A 24,481-nucleotide genomic window follows, 5' to 3' on the forward strand; every position below is an offset into this window, starting at 1 on the left:
GGGCCCGCGCCCCGCCGCTCCGAGTCAGTCCGCCGGGCCCGCGCCCCGCCGTTTCCGGATCAGTCCGCCGGGCGCCGCAGCCGGGCCACGAACTTGTAGCGGTCGCCGCGGTAGACCGAGCGCACCCACTCCACCGGCGCGCCCTCGGCGTCGAGGGAGTGCCGGGAGAGCATCAGCATCGGCAGGCCCACGTCCGTGCCGAGCAGCCCCGCCTCACGCGGCGTGGCCAGCGACGTCTCGATGGTCTCCTCCGCCTCGGCGGGCCGGACGTCGTAGACCTCGGACAGCGCCGTGTAGAGCGAGGTGTACTTGACGAGGTTGCGGCGCAGTGCGGGGAAGCGCTTCGCCGACAGGTGGGTGGTCTCGATGGCCATCGGCTCGCCGCTGGCCAGCCGCAGCCGTTCGATGCGCAGCACCCGGCCGCCGGCCGCTATGTCCAGCAGCCCGGCGAGCCGGTCGTCCGCGGTGACATAGCCGATGTCCAGCAGTTGCGAGGCCGGCTCCAGTCCCTGGGCCCGCATGTCCTCGGTGTAGGAGGTCAGTTGCAGGGCCTGCGAGACCTTGGGTTTGGCGACGAACGTGCCCTTGCCCTGGATGCGTTCCAGCCGCCCTTCGACGACCAGTTCCTGGAGTGCCTGGCGTACCGTGGTACGGGACGTGTCGAACTCCGCCGCCAGGGTGCGCTCCGGCGGGACCGGCGTGCCCGGAGGCAGCGTCTCGGTGATCTCCAGCAAGTGGCGCTTGAGGCGGTAGTACTTGGGCACGCGGGCCGTGCGTGCGCCGCCGTTGTCCGCGCTGCTGCCCCCGTCGGTCTCCATGACCCGCCTCTCCGACTCCTGTCGCGCTGCCGTCACCGGCTCCTCCGTACGTAGCGGCTCATCGTGGCACGGGTGGGGTCCCGATGCTCCCTTGCTGGTCCGTGCCCGTTCGCGGGGCCTGACGCCAACGTAGCGTCCGCCCTGCGGACGGACGCCACTCGGGCGTGTCTTCCGGGTCGGCCTGGGCCCGTGGCGCCCGGCGCGGCTTCGCGCGGCGTTGTCGCCTCACCCACGGACGCCCGGTCCGAGGGCACTGCTCCGCCTTGCGACGTACCGCACCGGACGCCGCGGGCTGCTCCAGGCCGACCCGGAAGACACGCCCTGCCGCGGCGACAGGCCCCAGATGTCGGTCCGGTAACGGACCTGACAGCGACTCTTATACACCCTTGACACCCCAAAAGGTCTAGGCCAAGCTGCGGGCACTGGTCTAAACCATTAAAGACCACTCACGGTTTTCAGGGGAGAGCGCAATGAAGCGTGGACTCATAGCGGCGACGGCGGTCGCGGGAATGTTGGTGAGTGTCGCTGCCTGTGGGTCCGGCGACAGCAAGTCGGCGGGGGCCGGGGACTTCAAGGGCAAGAAGCTCGTCGTCTGGGTGATGGACGGCTCCAACCCGACGCAGTGGACCAAGCAGGTCTCCGAGGACTTCAAGAAGAAGACCGGCGCCACGGTCGAGTTCCGCGTCCAGCAGTGGAACGGCATCCAGCAGAAGCTGACCACCGCCCTCTCCGAGGAGAACCCGCCGGACGTCGTCGAGATCGGCAACACCCAGACCGCCGCGTACGCCAAGGCCGGCGCGCTCGCGGAACTGGGCGACCTGAAGAAGGAGATCGGCGCCGACTGGAACGACTCCTTCAACAAGGCGGCCATGGCCGACGGCAAGCAGTACGCCCTCCCCTGGTACGCGGGCAACCGCGTGGTGATGTACAACAAGAAGATCTGGGCCGAGGCCGGCATCAAGAGCGTGCCGAAGACCCGCTCGGAACTCTTCAAGGCGCTCGACACCATCAAGCAGAAGACCGACGCCGAGCCGCTCTACCTCCCCGGCCAGAACTGGTACTTCTTCGACGGCCTGACCATCGGGACCGGCGCCGACCTGGTCAAGCAGGAAGGCGGCAAGTGGGTCTCCAACCTCGGTGACCCCAAGGTCGCCAAGGCCATGGACATCTACAAGCAGTACCAGGCGTTCAGCACCGCCCCCAAGAACAAGGACGAGGCCACCCCGCAGCAGGCCGAGATCTTCTCCAAGGGCAAGACCGGCGCGATCATCGCCATGGGCTACGAGGCCCCCACCGCCGTCAAGGCCAACCCCGCCATCAAGGACGACATCGGCTTCTTCCCCATCCCGGGCGAGACCGCCGAAAAGCCCGAGGGCGTCTTCCTCGGCGGCTCCAACTTCGCCGTCGCCGGCGGCGGCCAGAAGCAGGAACTGGCCAAGGAGTTCCTGCGGGTCGCGCTGTCCAAGAAGAACGACGCACAGATGGTCAAGGAGGTCGGCTGGAGCCCGAAGTCCCCCGACCTTCAGGACGCCGCCAAGAACAACCCGGCCGCCGCGGCCGCCGCGCCCGGCGCCGCCAAGTCCAGCGGCACCACCCCGCTGATCCCCGAATGGGCCCAGGTCGAGAACACCCCGAACCCGATCAAGAGCTACATGACCGCGGTTCTGGGCGGCAAGGCCCCCGCGGACGCCGCCAAGGACGTCGAGGGCGAGATCAACAAGCGGCTCGCACAGAAGCAGTGACCGACGGCGCGCCCTGCGGACCGGCCCGGACCGGTCCGTACGACGCGCCCCGGCACCAGTGAACGCGGTCCCCGCGGCGGCGCCAGCCGCGGGGACCGCCACCGAACGGGTTCCGTACGGGAGCCGGCCGTCCCGGCCCCCGTACGGAACCACCAGCGTGAGCACGACCAGGTGATGGGGAGAGCGGGACATGTCAGTGCAGATCGAGGACGCGGTTCGAGACCCCGCGCCGCGGATCGGCAAGGGCGGCGCCCCGCCGCCCCGGCGCGGCCGGCGGCCCGGCCGGGCCGCCAGAAGCGCCCCCTACCTGCTGCTGATCCCGGCCCTGGCCGCCACCGCGGTCCTCCTGGGCTGGCCCATGGTGCGGAACCTGATCATCTCGTTCCAGAACCTGAACATGAAGCAGCTCATCCAGCACCTCACCGAGTGGCGCGGACTGGGCAACTACCTGGAGGTCCTGGGCGGCGAGCAGTTCTGGCGGGTCACCCTCCGCACCATCGTCTTCACCGCCGTCAACGTCACCCTGATCATGGTGCTCGGCGTGCTGATCGGCCTCCTGCTGGCCCGGCTCGGCAAGAAGATGCGCCTGGTGCTGTCCATCGCGCTCGTCCTGACCTGGGCCATGCCCGCCATCGCCGCCACCACCGTCTTCCAGTGGCTGTTCGACTCCCGCTACGGCGTCGTCAACTGGGTGCTGGACGCGCTGGGCTGGCATGCGATGGCGCACTACGACTGGGTCGGCACCCAGCTCTCCACCTTCTTCGTCATCACCGTACTGATCGTGTGGCAGTCGCTGCCGTTCGTGGCCCTGAATCTCTACGCCGCGACCACGACCATCCCCAAGGAGCTGTACGAAGCCGCCCGGATGGACGGTGCCGGCACCTGGAAGGTCTTCACCAGCGTCACCTTCCCCTTCCTCAAGCCGTTTTTCCTGGCGACGACGTTCCTTGAGGTCATCTGGGTCTTCAAGGCGTTCCCGCAGATCTTCGCGATCAACGAGGGCGGCCCCGACCGGCTCACCGAGACCCTGCCGATCTACGCCTTCACCGAAGGCGTCGGCAACCTCCACTTCGGCATGGGCGCGGCCATCTCGCTGCTGACCATCGCCGTGCTGCTCGCCATGACCGCGTACTACCTGCGACTGACCCTGAAGCAAGAGGAGGACGAGCTGTGAACCGCGCACTGCTCGGCCGCGTCTGGCCCAACGCGACGGCGATCGTGCTCGCCCTCGGATTCGTCTTCCCCGTGTACTGGATGTTCACCACGGCCTTCAAGCCGAACAGCGACATCATCACCGAGGACCCGGTGTGGTTCCCGTTCCACGGCACCTTCGAACACTTCTCGACCGCCGTGAACGCCCCGAACTTCTGGACGCTGGTGGGCAACTCCGTCACCGTCACCGTGCTGGCGGTCGGGCTCTCGCTGCTGATCGCCCTGTGCGGCTCCTTCGCCATCGCCCGGATGCGCTTCAAGGGCCGCAAGGGGATCATCCTGACCTTCATGGTCGCCCAGATGGCGCCCTGGGAGGTCCTGGTCATCTCGGTCTACATGATCGTGCGCGACGCCGACATGCTCAACAGCCTGGTGCCGCTGACCTTCTTCTACATGCTCATGGTGCTGCCCTTCACCCTCCTGACGCTGCGCGGCTACGTCGCCGCCGTACCCAAGGAGCTGGAGGAGTCGGCGATGGTCGACGGCTGCACCCGCCGGCAGGCGTTCGTGAAGGTCATCTTCCCGCTGCTGGCGCCCGGCCTGATGGCCACCTCGCTGTTCGGCTTCATCACCGCGTGGAACGAATTCCCGATGGTGCTGGTTCTCAACAAGGAGCCGGACAAGGGCACCCTGCCGCTGTGGCTCTCGCAGTTCCAGAGCCAGTTCGGCGACGACTGGGGCGCCACGATGGCCGCCGCCTCCATTTTCGCCGTACCGATCCTGGTCCTGTTCCTGTTCCTGCAGCGCAAGGCGGTCGGCGGACTGACCGCCGGCGCAGTGAAGGGATGACGCGCGCCATGACGACACTCCTGCACCCGGCCGACACCCTCACCCGCGACGCGCTCACCGTCCTCCAGCCCGGCTTCACCGGCACCTCGGCGCCCGACTGGCTGCTGCGCCGCCTCGGCGAGGGCCTCGCCTCGGTGGGCCTGTTCGGACGCAACGTCGCCTCGCCCGACCAGCTCGCCGCGCTCACCGCCGAGCTGCGGGCCGAGCGCGCGGACATCCTCGTCGCCATCGACGAGGAGGGCGGCGACGTCACCCGCCTCGAAGTACACGGCGGCTCCTCCTTCCCCGGCAACCTCGCCCTGGGCGCGGTCGACGACCCCCGGCTCACCCACGACGTGGCCCGCGAACTGGGCCGCCGGCTCGCCGAGTGCGGCGTCAACCTGAACTGGGCGCCGTCCGCCGACGTCAACTCCAACCCGTCCAACCCGGTCATCGGCGTACGCTCCTTCGGCGCCGACCCCCACCTGGTCGCCCGGCACACCGCCGCGTACGTCGAAGGACTCCAGTCCGCCGGCGTCGCCGCCTGCGCCAAACACTTCCCCGGCCACGGCGACACCGCCGTCGACTCCCACCACGACGTGCCGCACATCGCCGCCGGACTGCGCACCCTCCAGGAACGCGAACTGGTGCCCTTCCGGGCCGCCATCGCCGCCGGCACCAAGGCCGTCATGAGCGCGCACATCCTGCTCCCGGCCCTGGACAACACCCTGCCCGCCACCCTGAGCCGCAACGTGCTCACCGGACTGCTGCGCGCCCCCGCCTCCGAAGGAGGCCTCGGCTTCGACGGCCTGATCGTCACCGACGGCATGGAGATGCGGGCCATCTCCGCGACGTACGGCATCGAGCGGGGCAGCGTCCTGGCCATCGCCGCCGGCGCGGACGCCATCTGCGTCGGCGGGGGACTGGCCGACGAAGCCACCGTGCTGCGGCTGCGCGACGCCCTGGTGCGGGCGGTACGCGACGGAGAGCTGTCGGAGAAGCGGCTCGCCGACGCGGCGGCGCGGGTCCGCGCGCTGGCGCGGTGGACCCGGAGTGCGGGCGCGACACCGGGGGCCCTCCCTGGGGAGCGAGGGGTCGCGCCCGCACCCGAGGCCGGCCTCGTCGCGGCCCGCCGCGCGCTGCGCGTCACCCGCAACGGCCCGTACGAGCCGCTCACCGCGCCCGCCTACGTCGCGGCCTTCACCCCCGTCGCCAACATCGCCGTCGGCGACGAGACCCCCTGGGGCGTCGCCGCGGAGCTGGCCCGCCTCGTCCCCGGCACCGAGACCGGCACGTACGGCAACGCCCTCGCGACCGGGACGGGCACGCCCGGCCAGGCCGCGGAGATCCTGCGGGCGGCGGGGGAGCGGCGGATCGTCGCCGTCGTCCGTGACGCGCACCGGCACGCCTGGATGGCCGGCGCCCTCGACGCCCTGCTCGACGCCCGGCCGGACACGATCGTCGTCGAGATGGGCCTCCCGCAGGCGCCCCCGCGCGGGGCCCTGCACATCGCCACCCACGGCGCCGCCCGCGTCTGCGGCCGCGCCGCCGCGGAGGTCATCGCGGGTGGCCGCTGAGCCCCCGCCGGGCCGCGGAAGGGGAGCCGCGGCCCGGCGGGCACACCTGTCCTGCCGATGACACGACCCGGCACGACCTGGCACGAATCGGCACGACTCGGCCGGGGCACCCTCACGGGGCGCCCCGGCCGAGTCGCGCAGCGCACGGCAGCGGTCCGCCTACAGGCCCTGCCACTCCGGCTTGGCCGCGTACGTGGCGCGGAAGTAGTCGGCCAGCTTGAGCTTGGACGCGGCGGCCTCGTCCACCACGACCGTGGCGTGCGGGTGCAACTGGAGCGCGGAGGCCGGGACCAGCGCCGAGACCGGGCCCTCGACGGACTGCGCGACGGCGTCCGCCTTGCCCTCGCCGGTGGCCAGCAGCACCAGGTGGCGGGCCTCCAGGATGGTGCCGATGCCCTGGGTGATGACGTGGTGGGGCACCTCGTCCAGGCTGTCGAAGAACCGGGCGTTGTCCTCCCGGGTCTGCCGCGTCAGCGTCTTGATGCGGGTACGGGACGCGAGCGAGGAGCACGGCTCGTTGAAGCCGATGTGCCCGTCGGTGCCGATGCCCAGCAACTGGAGGTCCACGCCGCCGGCCTCGCTCAGCGCACGGTCGTACGCCTCGCAGGCCGCCTGCACGTCCTCGGCGGTGCCGTCGGGGCCCATGAAGGCGTCCTCGCCGAGCCCCAGCGGCTCGACGACCTCGCGCAGCACCACGGAGCGGTACGACTCGGGGTGCCCGGCCGGCAGCCCCACGTACTCGTCGAGCTGGCAGATGCGGGCACGCGAGACGTCCACGCCCCCGCCGCGGACCGTGGCCGCCAGCGCTTCGTAGACGGGCAGCGGAGTCGATCCAGTGGCCACACCCAACAGCGCCTCGGGCTTGCGGCGCACCAGGGCGGCCATGGCCTCCGCGATCAGCTCGCCGCCTGCCTTGGCGTCCGGGACGATGACAACTTCCACGCTTTGCCTGCCGATCTGGAGAATGGACCCGTGTGGTATAGACCAATCTACCAGAGCCCGCCCCATTGCCCCCGGTGACATCAGGTGACCCGGGGCTGAACAGGGCGGTAAATCGGGGCGGGGTGGGGGAGGGGCTGGGACTGAAGCGGGGCTGGACGGGGTGGGGCGCTCGGCGGGGAGGGGGCTCGGCGGGGAGGGGGGCTCGGCTTGGCCGAGGGCTCGGCTGGCCGGGTGCTCGGCTGGTCCGGATCCTCGGTTGGATGGGCGCTCGGTTGGTTCGGGTCCTCGGTTGGACCGGCGCTCGGGTTGGCCGGGGCTTGGCTCGGCCGGGTGCTCGGGTTGGCCGGGGCTTGGCTCGGCCGGGGTTTTCGGCTCGGCCGGTCCTCGGCCGGGTCCTCGGCTCTTCGGCTCAGTGCTCGGTTGGGCGCGGTGGCGAGGGCGGGGGCACGCGTGGTCGACTGGGGGAGGCCCGGCGGCGACCGGATGTCCCCGGAGTGCGGGCGCGCGGAGATATCTCGCCGTCTGCTGCCGTACGACGGGGCCGCACGGGGCGCCACGGGGGTGCGGCGGGGCTCGCATGGGCGCCACGAGGGGCGGCGGAGCACGGCGCGGGCGCCACGGGCTCAGGGCCGCACGGCTACCGCGGCTGTACGGATGTGTGGCTGCGCGGCCGTTTCGGCCCCGCGGCTACTTCGGCTGTTACGGGTACTACGTGACGGGTGCGCGACGGACGCGCACCGATCGGTGTTCCGCCGGGCGTCGCGGGCACGGTACGCGGGCACGGCAGGTCCTCGAAAGGCGGTCAGGATGTCCGGCACGGTGAACCGCACGCTGAACGACAACTCCGACGTACGGCCCGGCCGCCACATGGCCGCCGAGATGGCCGAACAGCCCGACGTCCTGCGCCGCATCCTCGCCGAGGGCGCGTCACGCATCCGTGCCGTCGCCGAGCAGATCGCCGCCCGCCGACCGCGGTTCGTCCTGTTCACCGCACGCGGTACGTCGGACAACGCGGCGCTCTACGCCAAGTACCTGTTCGAAGTACGCCTCGGCAAGCCCTGCGGCCTCACCTCCATGTCCACGACCACCGCCTACGGCGCCCGGCCCGACCTCAGGGACTGCCTGGTCGTCACGGTCAGCCAGTCCGGCGGGTCACCCGACCTGGTCGCGTCCACCAAGGCCGCCCGCGAGGGCGGCGCGATCACCCTCGCGGTGACCAACAACGCCGACTCGGCACTCGCCGGCGTCAGCGAGTTCCACATCGACGTCCTGGCCGGCCCGGAGCGCGCCCTGCCCGCCACGAAGACGTACACGGCCGAACTCCTCGCCCTCTATCTCTTCGTCGACGGCCTGCGCGACAGTTGGGGCCACCCCGGCCCGCACGCCGCGGGCGACCTGGCCGCGAAGGCGTTGCCGGACCTCGCCGAGTCCGTCCTCGCCCGCCACGACGAGGTCAAGGCCCTCGCCGCCCGCTACCGCTTCGCGGGGCGCATGGTGCTCACCTCCCGTGGGTTCGGCTATCCGACCGCCAAGGAAGCGGCCCTGAAGCTCATGGAGACCAGTTACATCCCGGCGCTCTCCTACTCCGGCGCGGACCTCCTGCACGGCCCGCTCGCCATGGTCGACAACATCTCCCCGGTGATCGCGATCGTCACCGACGGCAGGGGCGGCGAGGCGCTGCAGCCCGTACTGGAACGCCTGCGCGACCGGGGCGCCGACCTGGTGGTCATCGGCAGCCACACCGAGGTCGACCGGGCCGCGGCCGGCTTCGCGCTGCCGACCGACGGCGTGGCCGAGGAACTCCAGCCGATCCTCGAAATCCTCCCCCTCCAAACGCTCGCCTACGAGGTGACCCTCGCCCGAGGCCAGGACCCCGATGCCCCCCGCTCCCTAGCCAAAATCACCAAAACCCACTGACCCCACCCGCCCCGCCCAGCCCCCGCCAGCCCAAGATCCCCGTCACTCCCAAGCCTCCCGGTCAGAGCGACGCGCCCCCCGTCAGAGCGACGCTCCCCGCCAGCCCCCCAGGCCAGACCACCTCGTCCGTCAGCCCAAAGCACCCCCGTCAGAGCAACGCAGCCCCCGGTCAGAGCAACGCAGCCCGCTAGAGCAACGCACCCCCATCAGAGCCAGGCAGCACCCGCTCAAAGCAACGCACCCCCCGTAGCGTCGATCCACTGGCCGGTGACCCAGCGGCTGTCGTCCGAGGCCAGGAAGGCGACGATGTCGCCGATGTCCCGGGGAGCGCCGACGCGGCCCAGAGGGGATATGGCCGCGGAGGTGCGCTGTGCTTCGGGATCGTTGCGCAACCAGTCCGCGTTCATGTCGGTGTCGACCACGCCCGGGGCGACCGCGTTGACCGTGATGCCGCGGGGGCCCAGGTCCTTGGCGAGGGTCGAGGTGAAGACGTCGATCGCGCCCTTGGTCATCGAGTACGCGATCAGCTCGGCGGAGGCGGCGCCTCGGGTGAGGACCGTCGAGACGTTGATGACGCGTCCGCCGTCACGCAGGCGCGCCAGACCCTGCTGGGTGACGAAGAAGGGCGCTTTCGTGTTGACCGCGAAGACGTGGTCGAAGTCTTCCTCGGTCACACCCGACAGGGAAGCGCGCCGGCCCACGATGCCGGCGTTGTTCACCAGGATGTCCAGGCCGTCCGCCTGGGCGTCGAAAGCGGACCACAGTGCCGCCGCGTCCCCCGGCACGCCCAGCTCGGCCTGGATCGCGAAGGCCCGGCCGCCTGTCTTCTCGATCGCCGTCACCGTCTCCTTCGCGGCCGCCTCGTCGCGTCCGTAATGGACCGCGACCAGCGCGCCGTCCCGTCCCAGCCGCTCGGCGACCGCCCGGCCGATGCCCCTGCTGCCGCCCGTGACCAGCGCTGTCCTGCCCGTGAGCACGCCCATGACCGCGCACCCCTTTCTGTATCGGTTGCTACAGAAAGACCGTAGCAGGCATTCCGTAGCGAGCGCTATAGAATTGGGGGATGGCGACGAAACAGCGTGCACAACGCGGGCGGCCCCGGTCCTTCGACCGGGAGACGGCCCTGGAGCGGGCGATGCGGGCCTTCTGGGAACACGGTTACGAAGCCGTCTCCATCGCCGACCTCACCGAGACCATGGGCATCAAGGCGCCGAGTCTGTACGCGGCGTTCGGTGACAAGCGGACGCTCTTCGAGGAGGCGATCGAGGCGTACGTCCGGGACTTCGGCGCCTTCTCCGGCCGCGCCCTCGCCGAGGAGCCGACCGCGCGCCGGGCCGTGGCGCGGATGCTGCGCGAGGCGGCGGCCTTCCACACCCTCCCGGGTTATCCGCGTGGCTGCATGGTCATCACGGCCGCCACCAACTGCACGGCGCAGTCCGAGGACGTCATGCACAGCCTCCAGGAGCGTCGCGCGCAAACCGCGACGCTGCTGGAGGAGCGGATCCGGAGCGATGTCGAATCCGGCGAGCTGCCCGCCGGCACCGACGCGCATGCGCTCGCGACGTACGGCGCGACCGTGCTTCAGGGCATGTCGCAGCAGGCGAGGGACGGCGCGGACCGTACGACTCTGGAGCGGGTCGCCGAGCTGGCGATGAGCGCTTGGCCCGCCGGCCGGAGCGACACCGAAGGGGCGGGGGAGTAGGGCCTCACCGGCCCGGAAACACCCGCGGGCCGCGGCGCCGGGACAGGACCCTCAACCTGTCCGGCACCGCAGCCCGGAGCTTCATCGGCCGGCCCGGCGGCAGGAGGCGCCCCACGTGCGGTAGGAACACCCACCCGCCCAGAGGCCGGTCGACCGGAGGCCGTCGCGCAGTCAGGGCAGAGAGCGCTCGGGCCTCTATCCACTCTCCTGTGCGGGGAGAGCGGAGGTTTCTGGAGGTTCTCGACGTCTTGTGCCGGTACCGCGGGCCCGGAGGCCGCCCCTTCCCGGGGTGCGGTACCAACTCATTGTGGACTAGACCAATCAAATCTGTCCATGCCCTTGCGAGGGCAACACCTACACCGTACGCCGGTAGGCTCCAAGGCGTGCCCTCCATGAACGATCTCGTACGCCAGCACACCGCCCTCAGCGACTCCGACCTGGAGTGGCTGCACCTGCTGGTCTCGGAGTGGCAGTTGCTCTCCGACCTGTCCTTCGCCGACCTGGTGCTGTGGGTCCCGACCCTCGACGGCACGCGGTACGTGTCCGTCGCCCAGATGCGGCCCAACACGGGACCGACCTCCTACCAGGACGACATGGTCGGCCACCTCGTTCCGCGGGGCCGCCGCCCCATGCTCGACTCCGCCCTGGACGAGGGGCGGATCGTCCGTGAGGGTGATCCCGAATGGCGCGAGGAGGTGCCGGTACGCGTCGAGTCGATCCCGGTGCGCCGCGAGGGCCGGGTGCTGGGCGTGATCGCACGGAACACGAACCTGCTGACGGTGCGGACGCCGAGCCGGCTGGAACTCACGTACCTCCAGAGCGCCTCGGACCTCGCCCAGATGATCGCCGCAGGATCCTTTCCCTTCCCCGGTCAGCAGGTCGACATGGACGCCTCGCCGCGCGCCGGCGACGGGCTGATCCGGCTGGACGCGGACGGCGTCGTCCAGTACGCCAGCCCGAACGCGCTGTCGGCCTACCACCGCCTGGGTCTCGCCGCCGACCTCGTGGGCCACCACCTCGGCCAGGCCACCGCCGAACTCGCGCCCGCGCGCGGCCCCGTCGACGAGGCCCTGGTCAAGCTGGCCAGCGGCTGGGCGCCGCGGGAGTTCGAGGTCGAGGGCGAGGACGGGGTGATCCAGCTCCGCGCCATCCCGCTCAAGCCCAAGGGCACGCACATCGGTTCGCTGGTCCTGCTGCGTGACGTCACCGAACTCCGGCGCCGCGAACGGGAACTGATCACCAAGGACGCCACCATCCGGGAGATCCACCACCGGGTGAAGAACAACCTGCAGACCGTGGCCGCCCTGCTGCGCCTCCAGTCCCGCCGGATGGACTCCGAGCAGGGCCGCGAAGCGCTCAACGAGGCCGTACGCAGGGTCGGTTCGATCGCGATCGTCCACGAGACGCTGTCCCAGAACCTCGACGAGCGCGTCGAGTTCGACGAGATCGCCGACCGGGTGCTGGCGATGGTCGCCGAGATCGCGCCGGGCGCGGTGACCACGCGCCGTACGGGCCGCTTCGGCATACTCGACGCCGAGGTCGCCACCCCGCTCTCCATGGTCCTCACGGAGGTCCTGCAGAACGCCCTCGAACACGCCTTCGTGCCAGGCGATCAGGGTTCCGTCGAGGTGGGCGCGGTGCGCGGCGGCAGTCGTACGGAGCCTCGCCTGCTGGTCACGGTCCAGGACAACGGCCGTGGCCTGCCGGACGGGTTCGACCCGCACCGGGCCGGCAATCTCGGGCTGCAGATCGTACGCACGCTCGTGGAGGGTGAATTGGGCGGAAAGTTCGACATGGTGCCCGGAGCCGAACGAGGTACCCAGGTGATTCTCGACATTCCCGTACGCGCCGAGAAGCACTGATGAACAAGTCGCTCATCAAGTGAGCGGCGGGCGCGCGGAATTCGGGAAATCCGGCGGAAAGTCCGCGCGGTGCGTCCGGTTCACCGAATGGCCGTACAGCAGAACGACGTTACGGAAGGGTGACGGCGGAGGCGGCGAATGGACAACGGTGGGACGGGGTAGGTCACGGGCGTCGTACGGGCGGTGAAGGTCCGTACCTTTACCGCGAGGGGGGTGGAGGCGACGTGCTGGACACGCTCGGAGCGTGGGGCGACGGCGTGGCCCCCGGGTTCCCTCCGGGTGACCGGCCCCGGGCAGCAGTAAGCCCCGGACCTGTGTGGTCCGGGGCTCAAAGCTCACATTGCGTGGGGAGCTCCCAGGCGCTCGGGGCGCTGGGGGAGCATCGGGGGTACTGCGCGCTGCGGCTCGGGGGCCACGGGGCGTCTGGCGGTCAGGCGCTGGCGTTGCGCGCCCGGTTGCGAGCTGCACGGCGCTTCATGGCGCGGCGCTCGTCTTCGCTGAGACCACCCCAGACGCCGGAGTCCTGGCCGGACTCAAGCGCCCACTGCAGGCACTGCTCCATGACGGGGCAGCGGCGGCAGACGGCCTTGGCTTCCTCGATCTGCAGCAGCGCAGGACCGGTGTTGCCGATGGGGAAGAAGAGCTCGGGGTCTTCCTCGCGGCAAACGGCGCGGTGACGCCAGTCCATGGCTGCTCCATCTCCTCGTGTGACGGGATCGTTGCTTGTGAATGTGAACGCTTTCACGAATCCCTCCACAAGGGAAGGGCCGAACCCCAGTTGGGAACTGGTGCGGTCCTGAAGAATGAGGAGGAGGATTCGGGCTCTCAAGGGGGCCGGTAGAAACGGCCGTCCCGATCGCCATGAAGAGACTCGCAAACCTCGGCGACGGATACAACCCCTTCCGGAAACTTTTTTTTGATTCCTTGGTGTCGCCTAGGTCACAGCCGTACTTCTAGGGGGTGGAAGTCAGCCTAAACGTTCGACTGAAAGGACTTTAGGCCCTACTGCTCACACAATCACACGCAGTGCACGGCGAACGCCTGTGAACGTCACGCTCGTACGGAGTCCCAGGTGGTCACCGTCCATCTGGAAGGGCAGTGGCGCCTGCGAATGCAAGGTGAAGTCCGTCAAGTCATGGAGCGAGACCACATGCTTGCCCCGGGGTCCGCGCTCCGGTGTTGACGCCAGGAGCTGGGTCGCGTAGCGGGTCACCGCAGACGCGGACAGTTTGGACAGGGCGAACACGTCCAGCGCGGTGTCGAAGGATGCCGCCGGAGCCGGGTAGACCGGGCGATTGCCCAGGTAGGTCCAGGGGGCGGTGTTGCAGATTATCGACATGACCAACTGTTCCACCGGGTCCTCGCCCGGGCGCTCCAGCGTGATCGTGCCGTGCCGGCGGTTCGACTCGCCGACGTACTGGCGCAGCACCTGCCGCATGTAGAGCGAGTGCGTCGAACGCTTGCCGCGCTCCCGCTGCTGTTCGACCCGGCCGACCACGCCCGCGTCGAAACCGAAGCCCGCGCAGAAGGTGAACCAGCGGGCCGGTGCGCCCTCGTCCTCCGTACCCGGTGTGCCGGCGGCCAGGCCCAGGCCGACCGTGCGTTCGCTGCCGTCACGCAGCGCGTCCAGGAGGGCACCGGTCGCCTCGACCACGTCGTTGGGCAGGCCGAGGGCGCGGGCGAAGACATTGGTGGAGCCGCCGGGGACGACGGCCAGACGCGGCAGGGACTCGGGGTCGGGGCCGTGCGTCAGCAGGCCGTTGACGACCTCGTTGACCGTGCCGTCGCCGCCGAGCGCGACGACCAGCTCGATCTGGCCGCCCTCGGCCGCCTGCCGGGCGAGGTCCCGGGCGTGCCCGCGGTAGCGGGTCTCGGCGACCTCCAGCTTCAGGTCGCTGGCCAGGGCATGGGTGAGGACTTCACGCGTACGCGCACTGGTGGTGGTAGCTGCGGGATTGACCACGAGAAGTGCGCGCATGTGCAGCAGGGTACCTACTTGCGGGTACCCGACTCACTCCCTGCCCGCCGGGACGAGAGGGCTCCGGGGCTACCCTGCTGGGGTGAGCAGTAAGCAGAAGCGGCCCGCGGCCGAGGCGGCCAAGCCCACCCGGCCGGCCGAGGCGACGCGGGGCAGCACACCGGACGAGGCGAACGTGCAGGCCCGGAGCGCGAAGGCCGGTTCGGGCGCAAAGCCCGGAAAGGCTGGAAAGCCCGGGAAGTCGGCGCAGGCCGGAAAGGCCGGTTCGCAGGGCGGGTCCGCCAAGGGCGCCCCGGCGGGCAAGGGCAGTAAGGCGGCCGCGTCGGGACAGGGCGGCAAGGGCGCCTCTGCCGCCGCCCCCGGGCCGAGCGGTCCGCGGCCGGCCCGGCTCAGCGCCGCCGCGGTGCTCACCGCCGTCGAAGGCGTGGCGCTGGCCGCCCTCGGCGTCTACATGCTCATCGACGGACTGGCCGGCTCGCCCGACAGCCCCCGTCAGGCGGAGACGGGCGGCCTGACCGTGATCGCGCTGGCGGTGCTGCCGCTGGTCGCCGCGCGTGGTCTGTGGCTGCGGCGCCGCTGGAGCCGTGGTCCCTCGCTGATCACCCAGATCGTGGCGTTCCCGGTGGCCTGGACGCTGATCAACGGTGGCGGCGCGCTGATCGCGGCCGGCATCGGCCTGGCGCTGGTCGCGATCGCGGTGCTCGGCCTGCTGGTGAATCCGACGGCCACCGAGGCGCTGGGGATCACACCGAGGGAATGAGGCCGGGGTTCTGAGGTCCGGGGGAGGCCCGGGGCTGAGGCCTGGGGCTGAGATCCGAGGCCGGAACCTGGGGCCGACCCGGCAGCCGGCCCAGGGGGCGCGTCACGAAGGAGCCCCCACCGGCCCCGAGCGGCGCCCTGTGGCGCCCGCGGTGACGCGGCCGACCCGGCGCCCGACGGCCCGGCGGAAGGCGCAGGGGAAGGCACAGAGGCACACGAGGCGTACGCGGCCTCCTCGCCCCGCCCCGCACGCACGACGCCCCGGGCTCGGACAGCGAGGCCGGGGCGGTGGCGTTCGGGGCGACGGAGGTGCTGGTGGCTACTCCTCCACCAGGAGCTTGTCGCGGAGCTGGGCCAGGGTGCGGGCCAGCAGGCGGGAGACGTGCATCTGGGAGATGCCGACCTCCTGGGCAATCTGGGACTGGGTCATGTTGCCGAAGAAGCGCAGCAGCAGGATCTTCTTCTCCCGCGGCGGCAGGTCCTCCAGCAGTGGCTTGAGCGACTCGCGGTACTCGACGCCCTCCAGCGCCTCGTCCTCGGCGCCCAGGGTGTCGGCGACGGCCGGCGACTCGTCGTCGGTGTCCGGCACGTCCAGGGAGAGCGTGCTGTACGCGTTCGCCGACTCCAGGCCCTCCAGGACCTCCTCCTCGGAGATCGCGAGGTGCTCGGCCAGCTCGTGGACCGTGGGGGAGCGGCCGTGGCGCTGGGAGAGCTCGGCGGTCGCGGTGGTCAGCGACAGCCGCAGCTCCTGGAGGCGGCGGGGCACCCGGACCGCCCAGCCCTTGTCGCGGAAGTGCCGCTTGATCTCGCCGACGACCGTGGGCGTGGCGTACGTGGAGAACTCCACGCCACGGTCCGGGTCGAAGCGGTCCACGGATTTGATCAGACCGATGGTGGCGACCTGGGTCAGGTCGTCCAGCGGCTCGCCGCGGTTGCGGAAGCGCCGGGCCAGGTGCTCGACGAGCGGCAGGTGCATCCGCACGAGCGTGTTGCGCAGCTCGGCGCGCTCCGCCGAACCGTCGGGCAGCTTGCGCAGCTCGTAGAACATCGCCCGCGCGCCGCTGCGGTCATGGGGGTCGTGAGGGTCATGGGGGTGGTGCGGGGTGTGCGGATCGCGCTCGTTCCGCCTGTGCTCGCTCTGGTCCATGTGGTCCGCCCGCTCTGCCTGCTCCGCCGCGTCCAAACGGCCGCCGTGGTCATCCGCGCCCACCGGTTGCGGCCGGGCATGATGCTGCTCGGGGATGGCCGTACCGGGCGCCATCCGCGTGCCGCTTTCAAGATCCTTCACGGGGCCCCCTGTTCGGTCATGACGGTCCGGGACCGGCGCCGCGCTCCTTGTACAGGCTGATGGTGACCGTACGGTCCTCCGCGACAGTGGAGTCGACCTTGCCGGCCAGCGCGGAGAGCACCGTCCAGGCGAAGGTCTCGCGCTCGGGGGCGCGGCCGTCGGTCGTCGGAGCCGAGACGGTCACCTGCAGCGCGTCGTCGATCAGGCGGAAGACGCAGCTCAGTACGGAGCCCGGCACGGCCTGTTGCAGAAGAATCGCGCACGCCTCGTCCACGGCGATGCGCAGATCCTCGATCTCGTCGAGGGTGAAGTCCAAGCGGGCTGCGAGGCCGGCCGTGGCCGTACGTAGCACCGACAGGTAGGCACCCGCAGCGGGCAGCCGGACTTCCACGAAGTCCTGGGTCCCGGGCTCGCCTGCGATCTGGGACACCCTCACCTCCAAGGTGACACAAGCTGGTTGAGCTGATATTCGCGCCGGTCGCGGCCCCCTCTCGTGACAAGAGGACAACGATCCGGCGCGGCACATGGTTCGCCTGCGACGCTATCGCGATCTGCGGGGCGATGTCGCCCGGAAGAGGCAGGGCCGGCTTCCGGTACGACGGTTGGACTCGCAGCGTCCCGCAGTCCCACGACTGTCACTCATTGTAAGCCTACGGGTACGGACAGTGGCTAGGGGTCTGCACTGCCAAATCGAAGCTGATTACGCTGCGTTGACGTTCGAGACGCCCGCGAGGTTGTGCAGTGCATCTCCAGTGAGCCGGAAGACGGTCCATCCGTCCATGGGTGCGGCGCCGATCGACCGGTAAAAACCGATGGACGGTTCGTTCCAATCCAGGACTGACCACTCGAAACGCTCGTAGCCGCGCTCCACGCAGATCTCCGCGAGGGCCGTCAGGAGCGCCTTGCCGTGGCCGCCGCCGCGCGCCTGCGGACGGACGTAGAGATCCTCCAGGTAGACACCGTGCGTGCCCGCCCACGTCGAGAAGTTCCGGAACCACAGGGCGAACCCGACGGGACCCGACGCGTCCTCGGCCATGAGCGCGAAGGCCGCCGGATGCTCCCCGAAAAGGGCCTCGCGCAACTGCGCCTCGGTGGCCTTCGCGGACTCCCGGGCGCGTTCGTACTCGGCCAGCTCGCGGATCATCGTGTGGATGACGGGTATGTCGTCGACCGTCGCGGTGCGGATCATGCCTGAAGGCTAGCGGGCGGCACTGACATCCGGCCCCGGGACCCGGTGATCCCGCGGGCCCGGGCCTGCGGAAGGTGCCCAAAGAAGCTGCCCAAAGGGGACGGAAGGCGCGGAGGAGGGCGTCACCACGGCGGAACGGCGGCGGACGGGCGCGCGGGGACCGCTCAGACGATGGTCTCGTCCACGAAGCACCACCGCCAGCTCTCGCCCGGCTCGTACGAGCGCATGACCGGGTGGCCGGTCGCCGCGAAGTGACCCGTCGCGTGCCGGAACGGCGAGGAGTCGCAGCAGCCGACGTGCCCGCACACCAGGCACAGCCGTAGCTGTACGGGGTGGCTGCCGGCGGCCTCGCACTCGGGGCAGGTGGCGCTCAGCGCGGCGGGCTCGGGGCGCGGCAGTCCGGGAACATGCGGGCACTCGCTCATGATTGCCAGGTTAGATCGCCCAAGCGGCCGGGGCACGGGTGGCCGCCGCGGCGACCGGGGCGGCACGGGCCGGCCGCGGTGGAACGGGACGGGACGGGCGAGGCCGATGGACGTGATGCCACTACTGCTGCTGGTCGCGGGGAGCGCGGCGGTCGCCGGGGCCGCCCGGCGCACGCCCGTGCCGGGGCCGCTGCTGCTCGTCGTCACCGGCCTGGTGGTGTCGTACATCCCGGGCGTACCGGACTACACGCTCGACCCGCACATCGTGCTGCCGCTGCTACTGCCCCCGCTGCTGCACACCGCGGCGCTGGAAAGCTCGTACCTCGACCTGCGGGCCAACGTGCGGCCGGTCGCGCTGCTGTCGGTCGGCTACGTGCTCTTCGCGACGGTCGCCGTCGGGTACGTCGCGTACCTGGTCGTCCCGGACCTGCCGCCGGCGGCCGCGCTCGTCCTGGGCGCGGTGGTCGCGCCGCCGGACGCCGTGGCCGCCACCGCCATCGCCCGCAGGCTGCGCCTGCCGAACCGGATCACGACGATCCTCCAGGGCGAGTCGCTGGTCAACGACGCCACCGCGATCACCGCCTACAAGGTGGCGGTGGCCGCCGCCGCGGGGGTGGGCGCGACCTGGACCGACGGCATCCGCGAGTTCGCGGTCGCGGCGCTCGGCGGCATCGGCGTCGGGGTGGTGCTGATGATCCCGCTGCACTGGCTGCGGTGCCGGCTGCGGGACGCGCCGCTGCTGGAGAACACCCTGTCGCTGCTCATCCCGTTCGTGGCCTACCAGGTCGCCGAGGAGTTCGGGGCGTCCGGTGTGCTGGCGGTCGTCGTGGTGGCGCTCTACCTCGGGCACCGCTCCTGGCAGGTCGACTTCGAGACGCGGCTCCAGGAGGAGGCCGTGTGGAAGATGGTCTCCTTCGTGCTGGAGTCGACGGTGTTCGCGCTGATCGGCCTGCAACTGCCGGTCGTCCTGCGCGGCCTCGGCGAGTTCAGCGGCGCGCAGGCCGCCTGGTACGCCGCCGTCGTCTTCCTGGCGGTGGTGCTCACGCGCTTCGTCTGGGTCTTTCCCGCGACGTTCCTGCCGCGGACGCTGTCGGAACGCATCCGCACCCGCGAACCCGGTACGGACTGGAAGGCACCGGTGATTGTGGGGTGGGCCGGGATGCGCGGTGTGGTGTCGCTGGCGATCGCCTTCTCGATCCCGGTGACCGTCCAGGACACCGGCGACCCGTTCCCGGCACGCAACCTGGTGCTCTTCCTGACCTTCACGACCGTCATCGGGACCCTCGCCGTCCAGGGGCTGACGCTGCCGCCCCTGATCCGCGCGCTGCGGCTGCCGCCCCGGGACGTACGGGGCGAGACGCTCGCCGAGGCGCAGGCGCAGAACGAGGCGTCGCGGGCCGCGGACCAGCGGCTGACCGAACTGCTGGAGGACGGGCGCAACGCGCTGCCGGGGCCGCTGGCCGACCGGCTGCGCACGGTCATGGAACGGCGGCGCAACGCGGTCTGGGAGCGGCTGGGCACGGTCGACGAGGTGACGGGGGAGACGGCGGACGACACGTACCGGCGGCTGGCGCGGGAGATGATCGACGCGGAGCGCAAGGTGTTCGTGCGGCTGCGGGACGAGCGGCGGATCGACGACGAGATGCTGCGGGTGCTGCTGAAGCGGCTGGACCTGGAGGAGGCCGCCGCCTACCGGGAGGGGGCCGAGTGAGGCGGCGGCATCGGTCTGCCGCTCCAGGAGGGCCGGGGACGGGAGGCGGGGCGCCGCCTCACGGGGCTCCCGTCACGACCGCGGTGACGGTGGTGCCGGGCGGGAAGGCGCCCTCCTGGACCAGGGTGGTCAGGCCCAGGAGGAGCTTGGCCACGTAGAGGCGTTCCAGGGGTATGCCGTGCCGGTCCTCGAAGTCGGCGGCGAAGGCTGACAGCTCGGGGGTGATGCGGGCGTATCCGCCGCAGTGGAAGCGGTCGTCCAGGTCCCATGTGCCGCGCCGGCCGCCGAAGGCCGCGTACTGGAGGCGTTCGGTCTCCGCGGCGAGGAAGTGCGGGGTGCCGCCCTTGAGGACGGGGATGCCGAGGGCCCGCTGGTCCGGTGCCAGGCCGGCGGCCAGACCGGCCAGCGTGCCGCCGGTGCCGCAGGCGACCGCGACGACGTCCGACGCGCCGCGCAGTTCCCGGCCCAGTGCCGCGCAGCCCTGGGCGGCGAGGGCGTTGCTGCCCCCTTCCGGTACGGCGTAGTGCGGGCCGAAACGTTCCCGGAGGGCCGCGGCGGTCTCCGGTTCGGCCTTGCGGCGGTAGGTGGCGCGGTCGACGAAGTGCAGTCGCATCCCGTCGGCGGCGCAGCGCGCCAGGGACGGGTTCAGCGGCTGGCCCGCCAGTTCGGCGCCGCGTATGACGCCGACCGTCGCGAACCCCAGGAGGCGGCCGGCCGCGGCGGTGGCGCGCAGATGGTTGGAGTACGCGCCCCCGAACGTGAGCAGCGTGCGCTCTCCGGCCCCGGCCGCCGCCCGCAGGTTCGGCTCCAGCTTGCGCCACTTGTTGCCCGGCAGCTCGGGGTGGATCAGATCGTCCCGTTTGAGCAGCAGCCGCACACCGCGGCGCGCGAACCGTCCGTCCTCGACGTGCTGGAGGGGGGACGGCAGGCGCGGCCGCAGTGCGGCGAGGCCGGGGGCGGGGGAGGTCACCCGGCCATTGTCGCGTGCCGGCGGGGGTTACTTCAGCCGGGCGCCGATGCGGGCGCGCATGTCCTTCATCGTGAAGCCCTTGGGGTCTATCTTGTCCGCGCGCCATTCCAGGTGGCCGATGACCGAGTACTCATTCCAGCCATGGACCCGGCACAGCGCCGCCGCGGCCTTCTCGATGGCCGCGAGCTGGGCCTCGGGCCAGGGGTCCTTGCCGTCGCCCAGGTTCTCGCACTCGAAGCCGTAGAAGTGGATGTTGCCGTCGGCGTTGTACTGGTTGGTGGGGGGCAGTTGCTGCTTCTCGGCGATCACCGCGTTCAGGACGTCCCGGTCGCCGCTGCCCGCGTGGTTGGCGCGCCCGCACCCGACCAGGTGCACCCGGCCGTCCTTGGTGATCACGCCGTGGCACAGTGGGCCCGGCAGCGCCGAGGTGCCGTCGTAGCACAGGCGGACCGTGCTCTCGGTCCCGGATGTGACGGTGTGGTGGATCACCACGCCGTGCACCGGGCCCCAGTCACCGTGGCCTTCGCGGTTGTGCGTGCGCCACTCGCCGACCTCGACGATCTCCAGGCCCTCGTCTCTGAGGGCTTTGAGGAAGGTGTTCGCGGACATGGGTGGGGCCATGGCCGACTCCGTTCGGTGCGCGGCGGCCGCCGACCGCGCACCGCCTCATAAAACGCTTGTACTGGAACGTCAGGTCACAGACCAGCCGTTCGTCGTGTGTACGAGCGGGTGAGCGAGCGGTTTCAGCCGCTTTCCACCGCTTTCAGCCGGGGAAGCCGCTGTGCTGTATGTCTTTCAGCCGCGCAGGAAGCTGTCGCCGTGGGTGGCGATGTGGGCCTCCAGCGCGCTCAGCGCCTCCTGGGTGGCCTGGGCGGAGCCGCTGCCGCGGCGCTCCGCGTAGTAGCTCGCGCCCAGCTTCTTCAGCAGGTCGTTGCCGGCCCGCTGCTGCTGGACCTCGTCGACCTTCTGCTTGCCCTGGTTCAGCGCGCTCTGTGCCTGCTCCTTGGCGCGGTCGAGAAAGCCTGCCATTGCTGCCTCCGGTGAGGTTGGGGGGCGGACGACCCCGCTGCCGTCGCGGTGCCGTACCGGATCAACGGTCCGGACGTTACCCGCGTTCCCGTGTCAGTCTGGGGAGGTGGACAGTGCCGGGGACGGGGACGGGGACGGGGACGGGGGCGCGGGCCCCGGCGCGGGCGACGACTTGGCCGCGGCGCCCGGCCCGGGCGGCTATCGGGAACGGGCCTCGCGGCTGGCCGGTGCGGTCGTCTGGGCGAAGCGGGCGCCCGGCGGCCCGGCGCAGGCGCCGCGGCGGGTGCTGCCCGACGGCTGCACGGACCTGCTCTGGTGGGGCGGCCGGCTGACCGTGGCCGGGCCGGACACCACCGCGCACCTGCCCGCCGCCCGGCCGGGCGAGACGTGCGTCGGACTGCGCTTCGCCCCCGGGCAGGGGCCCGCCGTCTTCGGTGTGCCGGCGCACGTGCTGCGCGATCGGCGGGTGCCCCTGGAGGAGCTGTGGCCCCGGGAGCTGGTGGACCGGCTGACCGGGACGGTGGCCGGGACCGGTTCACCCGGACGGGTGCTGGAGCAGATCGCCGTACGCCGTCTGCGGGAGGCGGCCGACCCGCCCGACCCCGCGCGGAACGTGATCGCCGCCGCACTCGGCCGCGGCCGGTCCGTGGCCGAGGTCGCCCGGACCGTGGGCGTCGGCGAGCGGCAGTTGCGCCGCCGGTGCCTGGACGCTTTCGGGTACGGGCCCAAGACGCTGGCCAGGGTGCTGCGCCTCGTCCGCGCGCTGGAGCTGGTCCGTGCCGGGATGCCGTACGCGGACGTGGCCGCCCACGCCGGGTACGCGGACCAGGCGCACCTGGCGCGCGAGGTGAAGGCGCTGGCAGGGGCCCCGCTGGGGGTGATCGTGGCCCCGAGGTAGCTTGTCCGTCATGGACTACCAGGCCGTTCTTGAGGAGGTAGCGGCCTTTGCGAGGCCGTATGTCGGACATGGGCAGGTTGCGGATTACATACCGGCTCTGGAAAAGGTGCCGACGGACCGTTTCGGCATTGCGGTGGCCGACATCAACGGCGAGGTGTACGGGGTGGGGGACTGGGAGGTCCCGTTCTCCGTCCAGTCCATATCGAAGACCTTCTCGCTGGCGCTGGTCATGGCCAGCGACAACGAGGACATCTGGAAGCGGGTCGGCCGCGAGCCCTCCGGTACGCCGTTCAATTCGCTGGTGCAACTGGAGTGGGAGAACGGCGTCCCGCGCAACCCCTTCATCAACGCGGGCGCGCTCGTCGTCACCGACCGCCTCCAGACGCTGACCGGCGACGCCAGCACCACGATGCTGCACTTCCTGCGCGAGGAGAGCGGCAACCCGGACCTCGCCTTCGACCAGGCCGTGGCGGACTCCGAGGCCGACCACGGCGACCGCAACGCGGCGCTCGCCCACTTCATGGCCAGCTTCGGCAACCTGGAGAACCCCGTCCCCAGCGTCATCGAGCACTACTTCTGGCAGTGCTCGATCGAGATGAGCTGCCGCGACCTGGCGGCAGCCGGCGGGTTCCTGGCCCGGCACGGGCTGCGCGCGGACGGCAGCCGCCTGCTGGAGGCCCGCGAGGCCAAGCGGATCAACGCGGTGATGCTGACCTGCGGCACGTACGACGCGGCCGGGGAGTTCGCGTACCGGGTGGGGCTGCCCGCCAAGAGCGGCGTCGGCGGCGGCATCGTCGCGGTGGTGCCGGGGCGCTGCACGCTGTGCGTGTGGAGCCCCGGCCTGGACCACCGCGGCAACTCGGTCGCGGGGGCGGCGGCGCTCGACCACTTCACGTCGCTGACCGGCTGGTCGGTGTTCTGAGGGCCGGTGCCGTCGAATGGCGGGCGGTGCCCCTGCGGCGCATGGTGGGGGCGAGGAGGTGCGTTGCCGTGGAGCACGAGATGCGCGCCGAGTACGCGGAGGCCGAAGCGCCGCCGTCGGCGGACACCCCGGTGAAGCTGTGGCACATGGTGCGGCTGGACGCTACGCAGTCGATGTGCGGCCGCGAACTGCAACCGGAGGCTGCCGTGCAGTCCGCGGACGCCTGGGGCACGGCCGCGGCCGAGCCCTTCTGCCACTCGTGCGGGGCGCTGTACCTGCGGGAGGTGCCGTAGCGGCGGCTCACCACGGCGCCTCCGGGCCGTGCGGCCGTACGCCTTACGCCAGGGCCGCGAACAGGTCCACCCCGTGCCCGTCCGGGTCCAGGACCACCGCGTACCGCTGTCCCCAGGGCGCGTCCCACGGCTCCTTCTGTCCGGTGTATCCGGCGCCGGTCAGCTCCGCGTAGACCTTGTCGACCTCGGCCGGACCCGCACACTCGAAGGCCAGACCGGTGGGGGCGGCGCCGGCCGACGGCGTCCACCCGGGGTCGAGGGAGCGCAGGGTCTCGTACGTGTCCCACATCAAGCGGAGTCCGCCGGGCAGCGTCGCCTCGGCGTGCGGCGCGGTGTCGGCCGCCGCCGGGACCGTCAGGCCCAGGCGCCGGTAGAAGGCCAGCGAGCGCGCCATGTCGGCGACGGCCATGCCGATCGCGGCGAGGCGCGGGGTCGTGCTCTTGGAGGCGGAGTGCGTTGTGTCGCTCATACCGGGAGCG

The 24,481-nt window shown here is 71.3% G+C and carries 25 protein-coding genes; 12 read left to right on the forward strand and 13 right to left on the reverse strand.

The features are described from left to right. Positions 1-59: 59 nt before the first annotated feature. Entirely contained in the window at positions 60-818 is a 759-nt protein-coding gene (locus ACH4EB_RS25550; RefSeq protein WP_398350134.1) for a GntR family transcriptional regulator, read from the reverse strand. Positions 819-1,288: 470 nt separating this feature from the next. On the opposite strand from ACH4EB_RS25550, the gene ACH4EB_RS25555 reads away from it, so the two are divergent. The 4 genes from ACH4EB_RS25555 to ACH4EB_RS25570 all read left to right on the forward strand — a co-directional run bounded on the left by ACH4EB_RS25555 (position 1,289) and on the right by ACH4EB_RS25570 (position 6,117). After that, positions 1,289-2,560: an extracellular solute-binding protein gene (locus ACH4EB_RS25555; RefSeq protein WP_398350008.1), complete on the forward strand. Its 1,272-nt coding sequence runs from the start codon at positions 1,289-1,291 to the stop codon at positions 2,558-2,560. Positions 2,561-2,750: 190 nt separating this feature from the next. Beyond that, positions 2,751-3,734 (forward strand): carbohydrate ABC transporter permease, encoded by a 984-nt coding sequence (locus ACH4EB_RS25560; RefSeq protein ID WP_398350009.1) that lies wholly within the window; start codon positions 2,751-2,753, stop codon positions 3,732-3,734. Next, positions 3,731-4,561, forward strand: coding sequence for a carbohydrate ABC transporter permease (locus tag ACH4EB_RS25565; protein ID WP_398350010.1), 831 nt, complete (start codon positions 3,731-3,733; stop codon positions 4,559-4,561). The genes ACH4EB_RS25560 and ACH4EB_RS25565 overlap by 4 nt, the downstream gene beginning before the upstream one ends. A gap of 8 nt (positions 4,562-4,569) precedes the next feature. Continuing rightward, positions 4,570-6,117 carry a glycoside hydrolase family 3 protein gene (locus tag ACH4EB_RS25570; RefSeq protein ID WP_398350011.1) on the forward strand — a complete coding sequence of 516 codons (1,548 nt, stop codon included), beginning with the start codon at positions 4,570-4,572 and terminating at the stop codon, positions 6,115-6,117. A 159-nt stretch (positions 6,118-6,276) separates the two neighbouring features. Here the strand turns inward: ACH4EB_RS25570 and nagB are convergent, their stop codons facing one another. Beyond that, a complete protein-coding gene (gene nagB / locus ACH4EB_RS25575; RefSeq protein WP_398350012.1) occupies positions 6,277-7,059 on the reverse strand; it encodes a glucosamine-6-phosphate deaminase in 783 nt (260 codons plus the stop codon). Between the two features lie 807 nt (positions 7,060-7,866). Between nagB and ACH4EB_RS25580 the strand changes: the two genes are divergently transcribed. Continuing rightward, the gene (locus ACH4EB_RS25580) at positions 7,867-8,976 is read left to right on the forward strand and encodes an SIS domain-containing protein (protein ID WP_398350013.1); all 1,110 of its coding nucleotides are present in this window, start codon (positions 7,867-7,869) and stop codon (positions 8,974-8,976) included. A 227-nt stretch (positions 8,977-9,203) separates the two neighbouring features. Here the strand turns inward: ACH4EB_RS25580 and ACH4EB_RS25585 are convergent, their stop codons facing one another. After that, a complete protein-coding gene (locus ACH4EB_RS25585; RefSeq protein WP_398350014.1) occupies positions 9,204-9,959 on the reverse strand; it encodes an SDR family oxidoreductase in 756 nt (251 codons plus the stop codon). 80 nt (positions 9,960-10,039) lie between these two features. On the opposite strand from ACH4EB_RS25585, the gene ACH4EB_RS25590 reads away from it, so the two are divergent. Both ACH4EB_RS25590 and ACH4EB_RS25595 read left to right on the forward strand, forming a co-directional pair. Then, the gene (locus ACH4EB_RS25590) at positions 10,040-10,678 is read left to right on the forward strand and encodes a TetR/AcrR family transcriptional regulator (RefSeq protein WP_398350015.1); all 639 of its coding nucleotides are present in this window, start codon (positions 10,040-10,042) and stop codon (positions 10,676-10,678) included. 392 nt (positions 10,679-11,070) lie between these two features. Further along, positions 11,071-12,540, forward strand: a complete 1,470-nt coding sequence (locus ACH4EB_RS25595) for a sensor histidine kinase (protein ID WP_030017264.1) — start codon at positions 11,071-11,073, stop codon at positions 12,538-12,540. Positions 12,541-12,970: 430 nt separating this feature from the next. On the opposite strand, the gene ACH4EB_RS25600 is transcribed toward ACH4EB_RS25595, so the two are convergent. Continuing rightward, on the reverse strand, positions 12,971-13,228 hold the full coding sequence (locus ACH4EB_RS25600; RefSeq protein ID WP_003983230.1) for a WhiB family transcriptional regulator: 258 nt from the start codon (positions 13,226-13,228) through the stop codon (positions 12,971-12,973). Between the two features lie 321 nt (positions 13,229-13,549). Then, on the reverse strand, positions 13,550-14,518 hold the full coding sequence (locus ACH4EB_RS25605) for a diacylglycerol/lipid kinase family protein (protein ID WP_398350017.1): 969 nt from the start codon (positions 14,516-14,518) through the stop codon (positions 13,550-13,552). A gap of 175 nt (positions 14,519-14,693) precedes the next feature. Here ACH4EB_RS25605 and ACH4EB_RS25610 point away from each other — a divergent pair, with 175 nt between their 5' ends. Next, the gene (locus tag ACH4EB_RS25610; protein ID WP_398350135.1) at positions 14,694-15,278 is read left to right on the forward strand and encodes a hypothetical protein; all 585 of its coding nucleotides are present in this window, start codon (positions 14,694-14,696) and stop codon (positions 15,276-15,278) included. A gap of 318 nt (positions 15,279-15,596) precedes the next feature. On the opposite strand, the gene ACH4EB_RS25615 is transcribed toward ACH4EB_RS25610, so the two are convergent. The 4 genes from ACH4EB_RS25615 to ACH4EB_RS25630 all read right to left on the reverse strand — a co-directional run bounded on the left by ACH4EB_RS25615 (position 15,597) and on the right by ACH4EB_RS25630 (position 18,179). Continuing rightward, positions 15,597-16,538 (reverse strand): RNA polymerase sigma factor SigF, encoded by a 942-nt coding sequence (locus tag ACH4EB_RS25615; protein WP_398350136.1) that lies wholly within the window; start codon positions 16,536-16,538, stop codon positions 15,597-15,599. A gap of 43 nt (positions 16,539-16,581) precedes the next feature. Continuing rightward, on the reverse strand, positions 16,582-16,995 hold the full coding sequence (locus tag ACH4EB_RS25620) for an anti-sigma regulatory factor (protein WP_398350018.1): 414 nt from the start codon (positions 16,993-16,995) through the stop codon (positions 16,582-16,584). A 270-nt stretch (positions 16,996-17,265) separates the two neighbouring features. Then, on the reverse strand, positions 17,266-17,754 hold the full coding sequence (locus ACH4EB_RS25625; RefSeq protein WP_398350020.1) for a GNAT family N-acetyltransferase: 489 nt from the start codon (positions 17,752-17,754) through the stop codon (positions 17,266-17,268). 164 nt (positions 17,755-17,918) lie between these two features. Next, complete coding sequence (locus tag ACH4EB_RS25630; RefSeq protein ID WP_398350021.1) at positions 17,919-18,179, reverse strand: UBP-type zinc finger domain-containing protein; 261 nt, start codon at positions 18,177-18,179, stop codon at positions 17,919-17,921. 106 nt (positions 18,180-18,285) lie between these two features. Here ACH4EB_RS25630 and ACH4EB_RS25635 point away from each other — a divergent pair, with 106 nt between their 5' ends. Next, entirely contained in the window at positions 18,286-19,890 is a 1,605-nt protein-coding gene (locus ACH4EB_RS25635) for a Na+/H+ antiporter (RefSeq protein WP_398350023.1), read from the forward strand. Between the two features lie 58 nt (positions 19,891-19,948). Here the strand turns inward: ACH4EB_RS25635 and ACH4EB_RS25640 are convergent, their stop codons facing one another. The 3 genes from ACH4EB_RS25640 to ACH4EB_RS25650 form a co-directional block, all read right to left on the reverse strand. Then, positions 19,949-20,860, reverse strand: a complete 912-nt coding sequence (locus tag ACH4EB_RS25640) for a 1-aminocyclopropane-1-carboxylate deaminase/D-cysteine desulfhydrase (RefSeq protein ID WP_398350024.1) — start codon at positions 20,858-20,860, stop codon at positions 19,949-19,951. 27 nt (positions 20,861-20,887) lie between these two features. Beyond that, complete coding sequence (locus ACH4EB_RS25645; RefSeq protein ID WP_398350025.1) at positions 20,888-21,481, reverse strand: N-acetylmuramoyl-L-alanine amidase; 594 nt, start codon at positions 21,479-21,481, stop codon at positions 20,888-20,890. A 174-nt stretch (positions 21,482-21,655) separates the two neighbouring features. Then, entirely contained in the window at positions 21,656-21,889 is a 234-nt protein-coding gene (locus ACH4EB_RS25650; protein ID WP_398350026.1) for a hypothetical protein, read from the reverse strand. 172 nt (positions 21,890-22,061) lie between these two features. Here ACH4EB_RS25650 and ACH4EB_RS25655 point away from each other — a divergent pair, with 172 nt between their 5' ends. From ACH4EB_RS25655 to ACH4EB_RS25665, 3 genes are all read left to right on the forward strand, one after another. Beyond that, positions 22,062-22,787 carry a helix-turn-helix domain-containing protein gene (locus tag ACH4EB_RS25655; protein ID WP_398350138.1) on the forward strand — a complete coding sequence of 242 codons (726 nt, stop codon included), beginning with the start codon at positions 22,062-22,064 and terminating at the stop codon, positions 22,785-22,787. A gap of 10 nt (positions 22,788-22,797) precedes the next feature. Beyond that, complete coding sequence (locus ACH4EB_RS25660; RefSeq protein ID WP_398350027.1) at positions 22,798-23,709, forward strand: glutaminase; 912 nt, start codon at positions 22,798-22,800, stop codon at positions 23,707-23,709. A 68-nt stretch (positions 23,710-23,777) separates the two neighbouring features. Further along, on the forward strand, positions 23,778-24,002 hold the full coding sequence (locus tag ACH4EB_RS25665) for a hypothetical protein (protein WP_398350028.1): 225 nt from the start codon (positions 23,778-23,780) through the stop codon (positions 24,000-24,002). A gap of 43 nt (positions 24,003-24,045) precedes the next feature. Here the strand turns inward: ACH4EB_RS25665 and ACH4EB_RS25670 are convergent, their stop codons facing one another. Continuing rightward, positions 24,046-24,471, reverse strand: coding sequence for a VOC family protein (locus ACH4EB_RS25670; protein WP_398350029.1), 426 nt, complete (start codon positions 24,469-24,471; stop codon positions 24,046-24,048). Positions 24,472-24,481: the final 10 nt, after the last annotated feature.

The organism is Streptomyces sp. NPDC018045, from assembly GCF_044327445.1.
Lineage (GTDB): Bacteria > Actinomycetota > Actinomycetes > Streptomycetales > Streptomycetaceae > Streptomyces.

What these genes read in the sequence shown, in the direction of transcription:
- ACH4EB_RS25580 (WP_398350013.1), top strand. Translation starts at nt 7,867, where the DNA reads ATGTCCGGCACGGTGAACCGCACGCTGAACGACAACTCCGACGTACGG.
- ACH4EB_RS25615 (WP_398350136.1), bottom strand. Translation starts at nt 16,538, where the DNA reads ATGGCGCCCGGTACGGCCATCCCCGAGCAGCATCATGCCCGGCCGCAA.
- ACH4EB_RS25670 (WP_398350029.1), bottom strand. Translation starts at nt 24,471, where the DNA reads ATGAGCGACACAACGCACTCCGCCTCCAAGAGCACGACCCCGCGCCTC.
- ACH4EB_RS25550 (WP_398350134.1), bottom strand. Translation starts at nt 818, where the DNA reads ATGGAGACCGACGGGGGCAGCAGCGCGGACAACGGCGGCGCACGCACG.
- ACH4EB_RS25600 (WP_003983230.1), bottom strand. Translation starts at nt 13,228, where the DNA reads ATGGACTGGCGTCACCGCGCCGTTTGCCGCGAGGAAGACCCCGAGCTC.
- ACH4EB_RS25605 (WP_398350017.1), bottom strand. Translation starts at nt 14,518, where the DNA reads ATGCGCGCACTTCTCGTGGTCAATCCCGCAGCTACCACCACCAGTGCG.
- ACH4EB_RS25630 (WP_398350021.1), bottom strand. Translation starts at nt 18,179, where the DNA reads ATGAGCGAGTGCCCGCATGTTCCCGGACTGCCGCGCCCCGAGCCCGCC.
- ACH4EB_RS25560 (WP_398350009.1), top strand. Translation starts at nt 2,751, where the DNA reads ATGTCAGTGCAGATCGAGGACGCGGTTCGAGACCCCGCGCCGCGGATC.
- ACH4EB_RS25570 (WP_398350011.1), top strand. Translation starts at nt 4,570, where the DNA reads ATGACGACACTCCTGCACCCGGCCGACACCCTCACCCGCGACGCGCTC.
- ACH4EB_RS25635 (WP_398350023.1), top strand. Translation starts at nt 18,286, where the DNA reads ATGGACGTGATGCCACTACTGCTGCTGGTCGCGGGGAGCGCGGCGGTC.
- ACH4EB_RS25595 (WP_030017264.1), top strand. Translation starts at nt 11,071, where the DNA reads ATGAACGATCTCGTACGCCAGCACACCGCCCTCAGCGACTCCGACCTG.
- ACH4EB_RS25625 (WP_398350020.1), bottom strand. Translation starts at nt 17,754, where the DNA reads ATGATCCGCACCGCGACGGTCGACGACATACCCGTCATCCACACGATG.
- ACH4EB_RS25645 (WP_398350025.1), bottom strand. Translation starts at nt 21,481, where the DNA reads ATGGCCCCACCCATGTCCGCGAACACCTTCCTCAAAGCCCTCAGAGAC.
- ACH4EB_RS25585 (WP_398350014.1), bottom strand. Translation starts at nt 9,959, where the DNA reads ATGGGCGTGCTCACGGGCAGGACAGCGCTGGTCACGGGCGGCAGCAGG.
- ACH4EB_RS25650 (WP_398350026.1), bottom strand. Translation starts at nt 21,889, where the DNA reads ATGGCAGGCTTTCTCGACCGCGCCAAGGAGCAGGCACAGAGCGCGCTG.
- ACH4EB_RS25555 (WP_398350008.1), top strand. Translation starts at nt 1,289, where the DNA reads ATGAAGCGTGGACTCATAGCGGCGACGGCGGTCGCGGGAATGTTGGTG.
- ACH4EB_RS25660 (WP_398350027.1), top strand. Translation starts at nt 22,798, where the DNA reads ATGGACTACCAGGCCGTTCTTGAGGAGGTAGCGGCCTTTGCGAGGCCG.
- ACH4EB_RS25590 (WP_398350015.1), top strand. Translation starts at nt 10,040, where the DNA reads ATGGCGACGAAACAGCGTGCACAACGCGGGCGGCCCCGGTCCTTCGAC.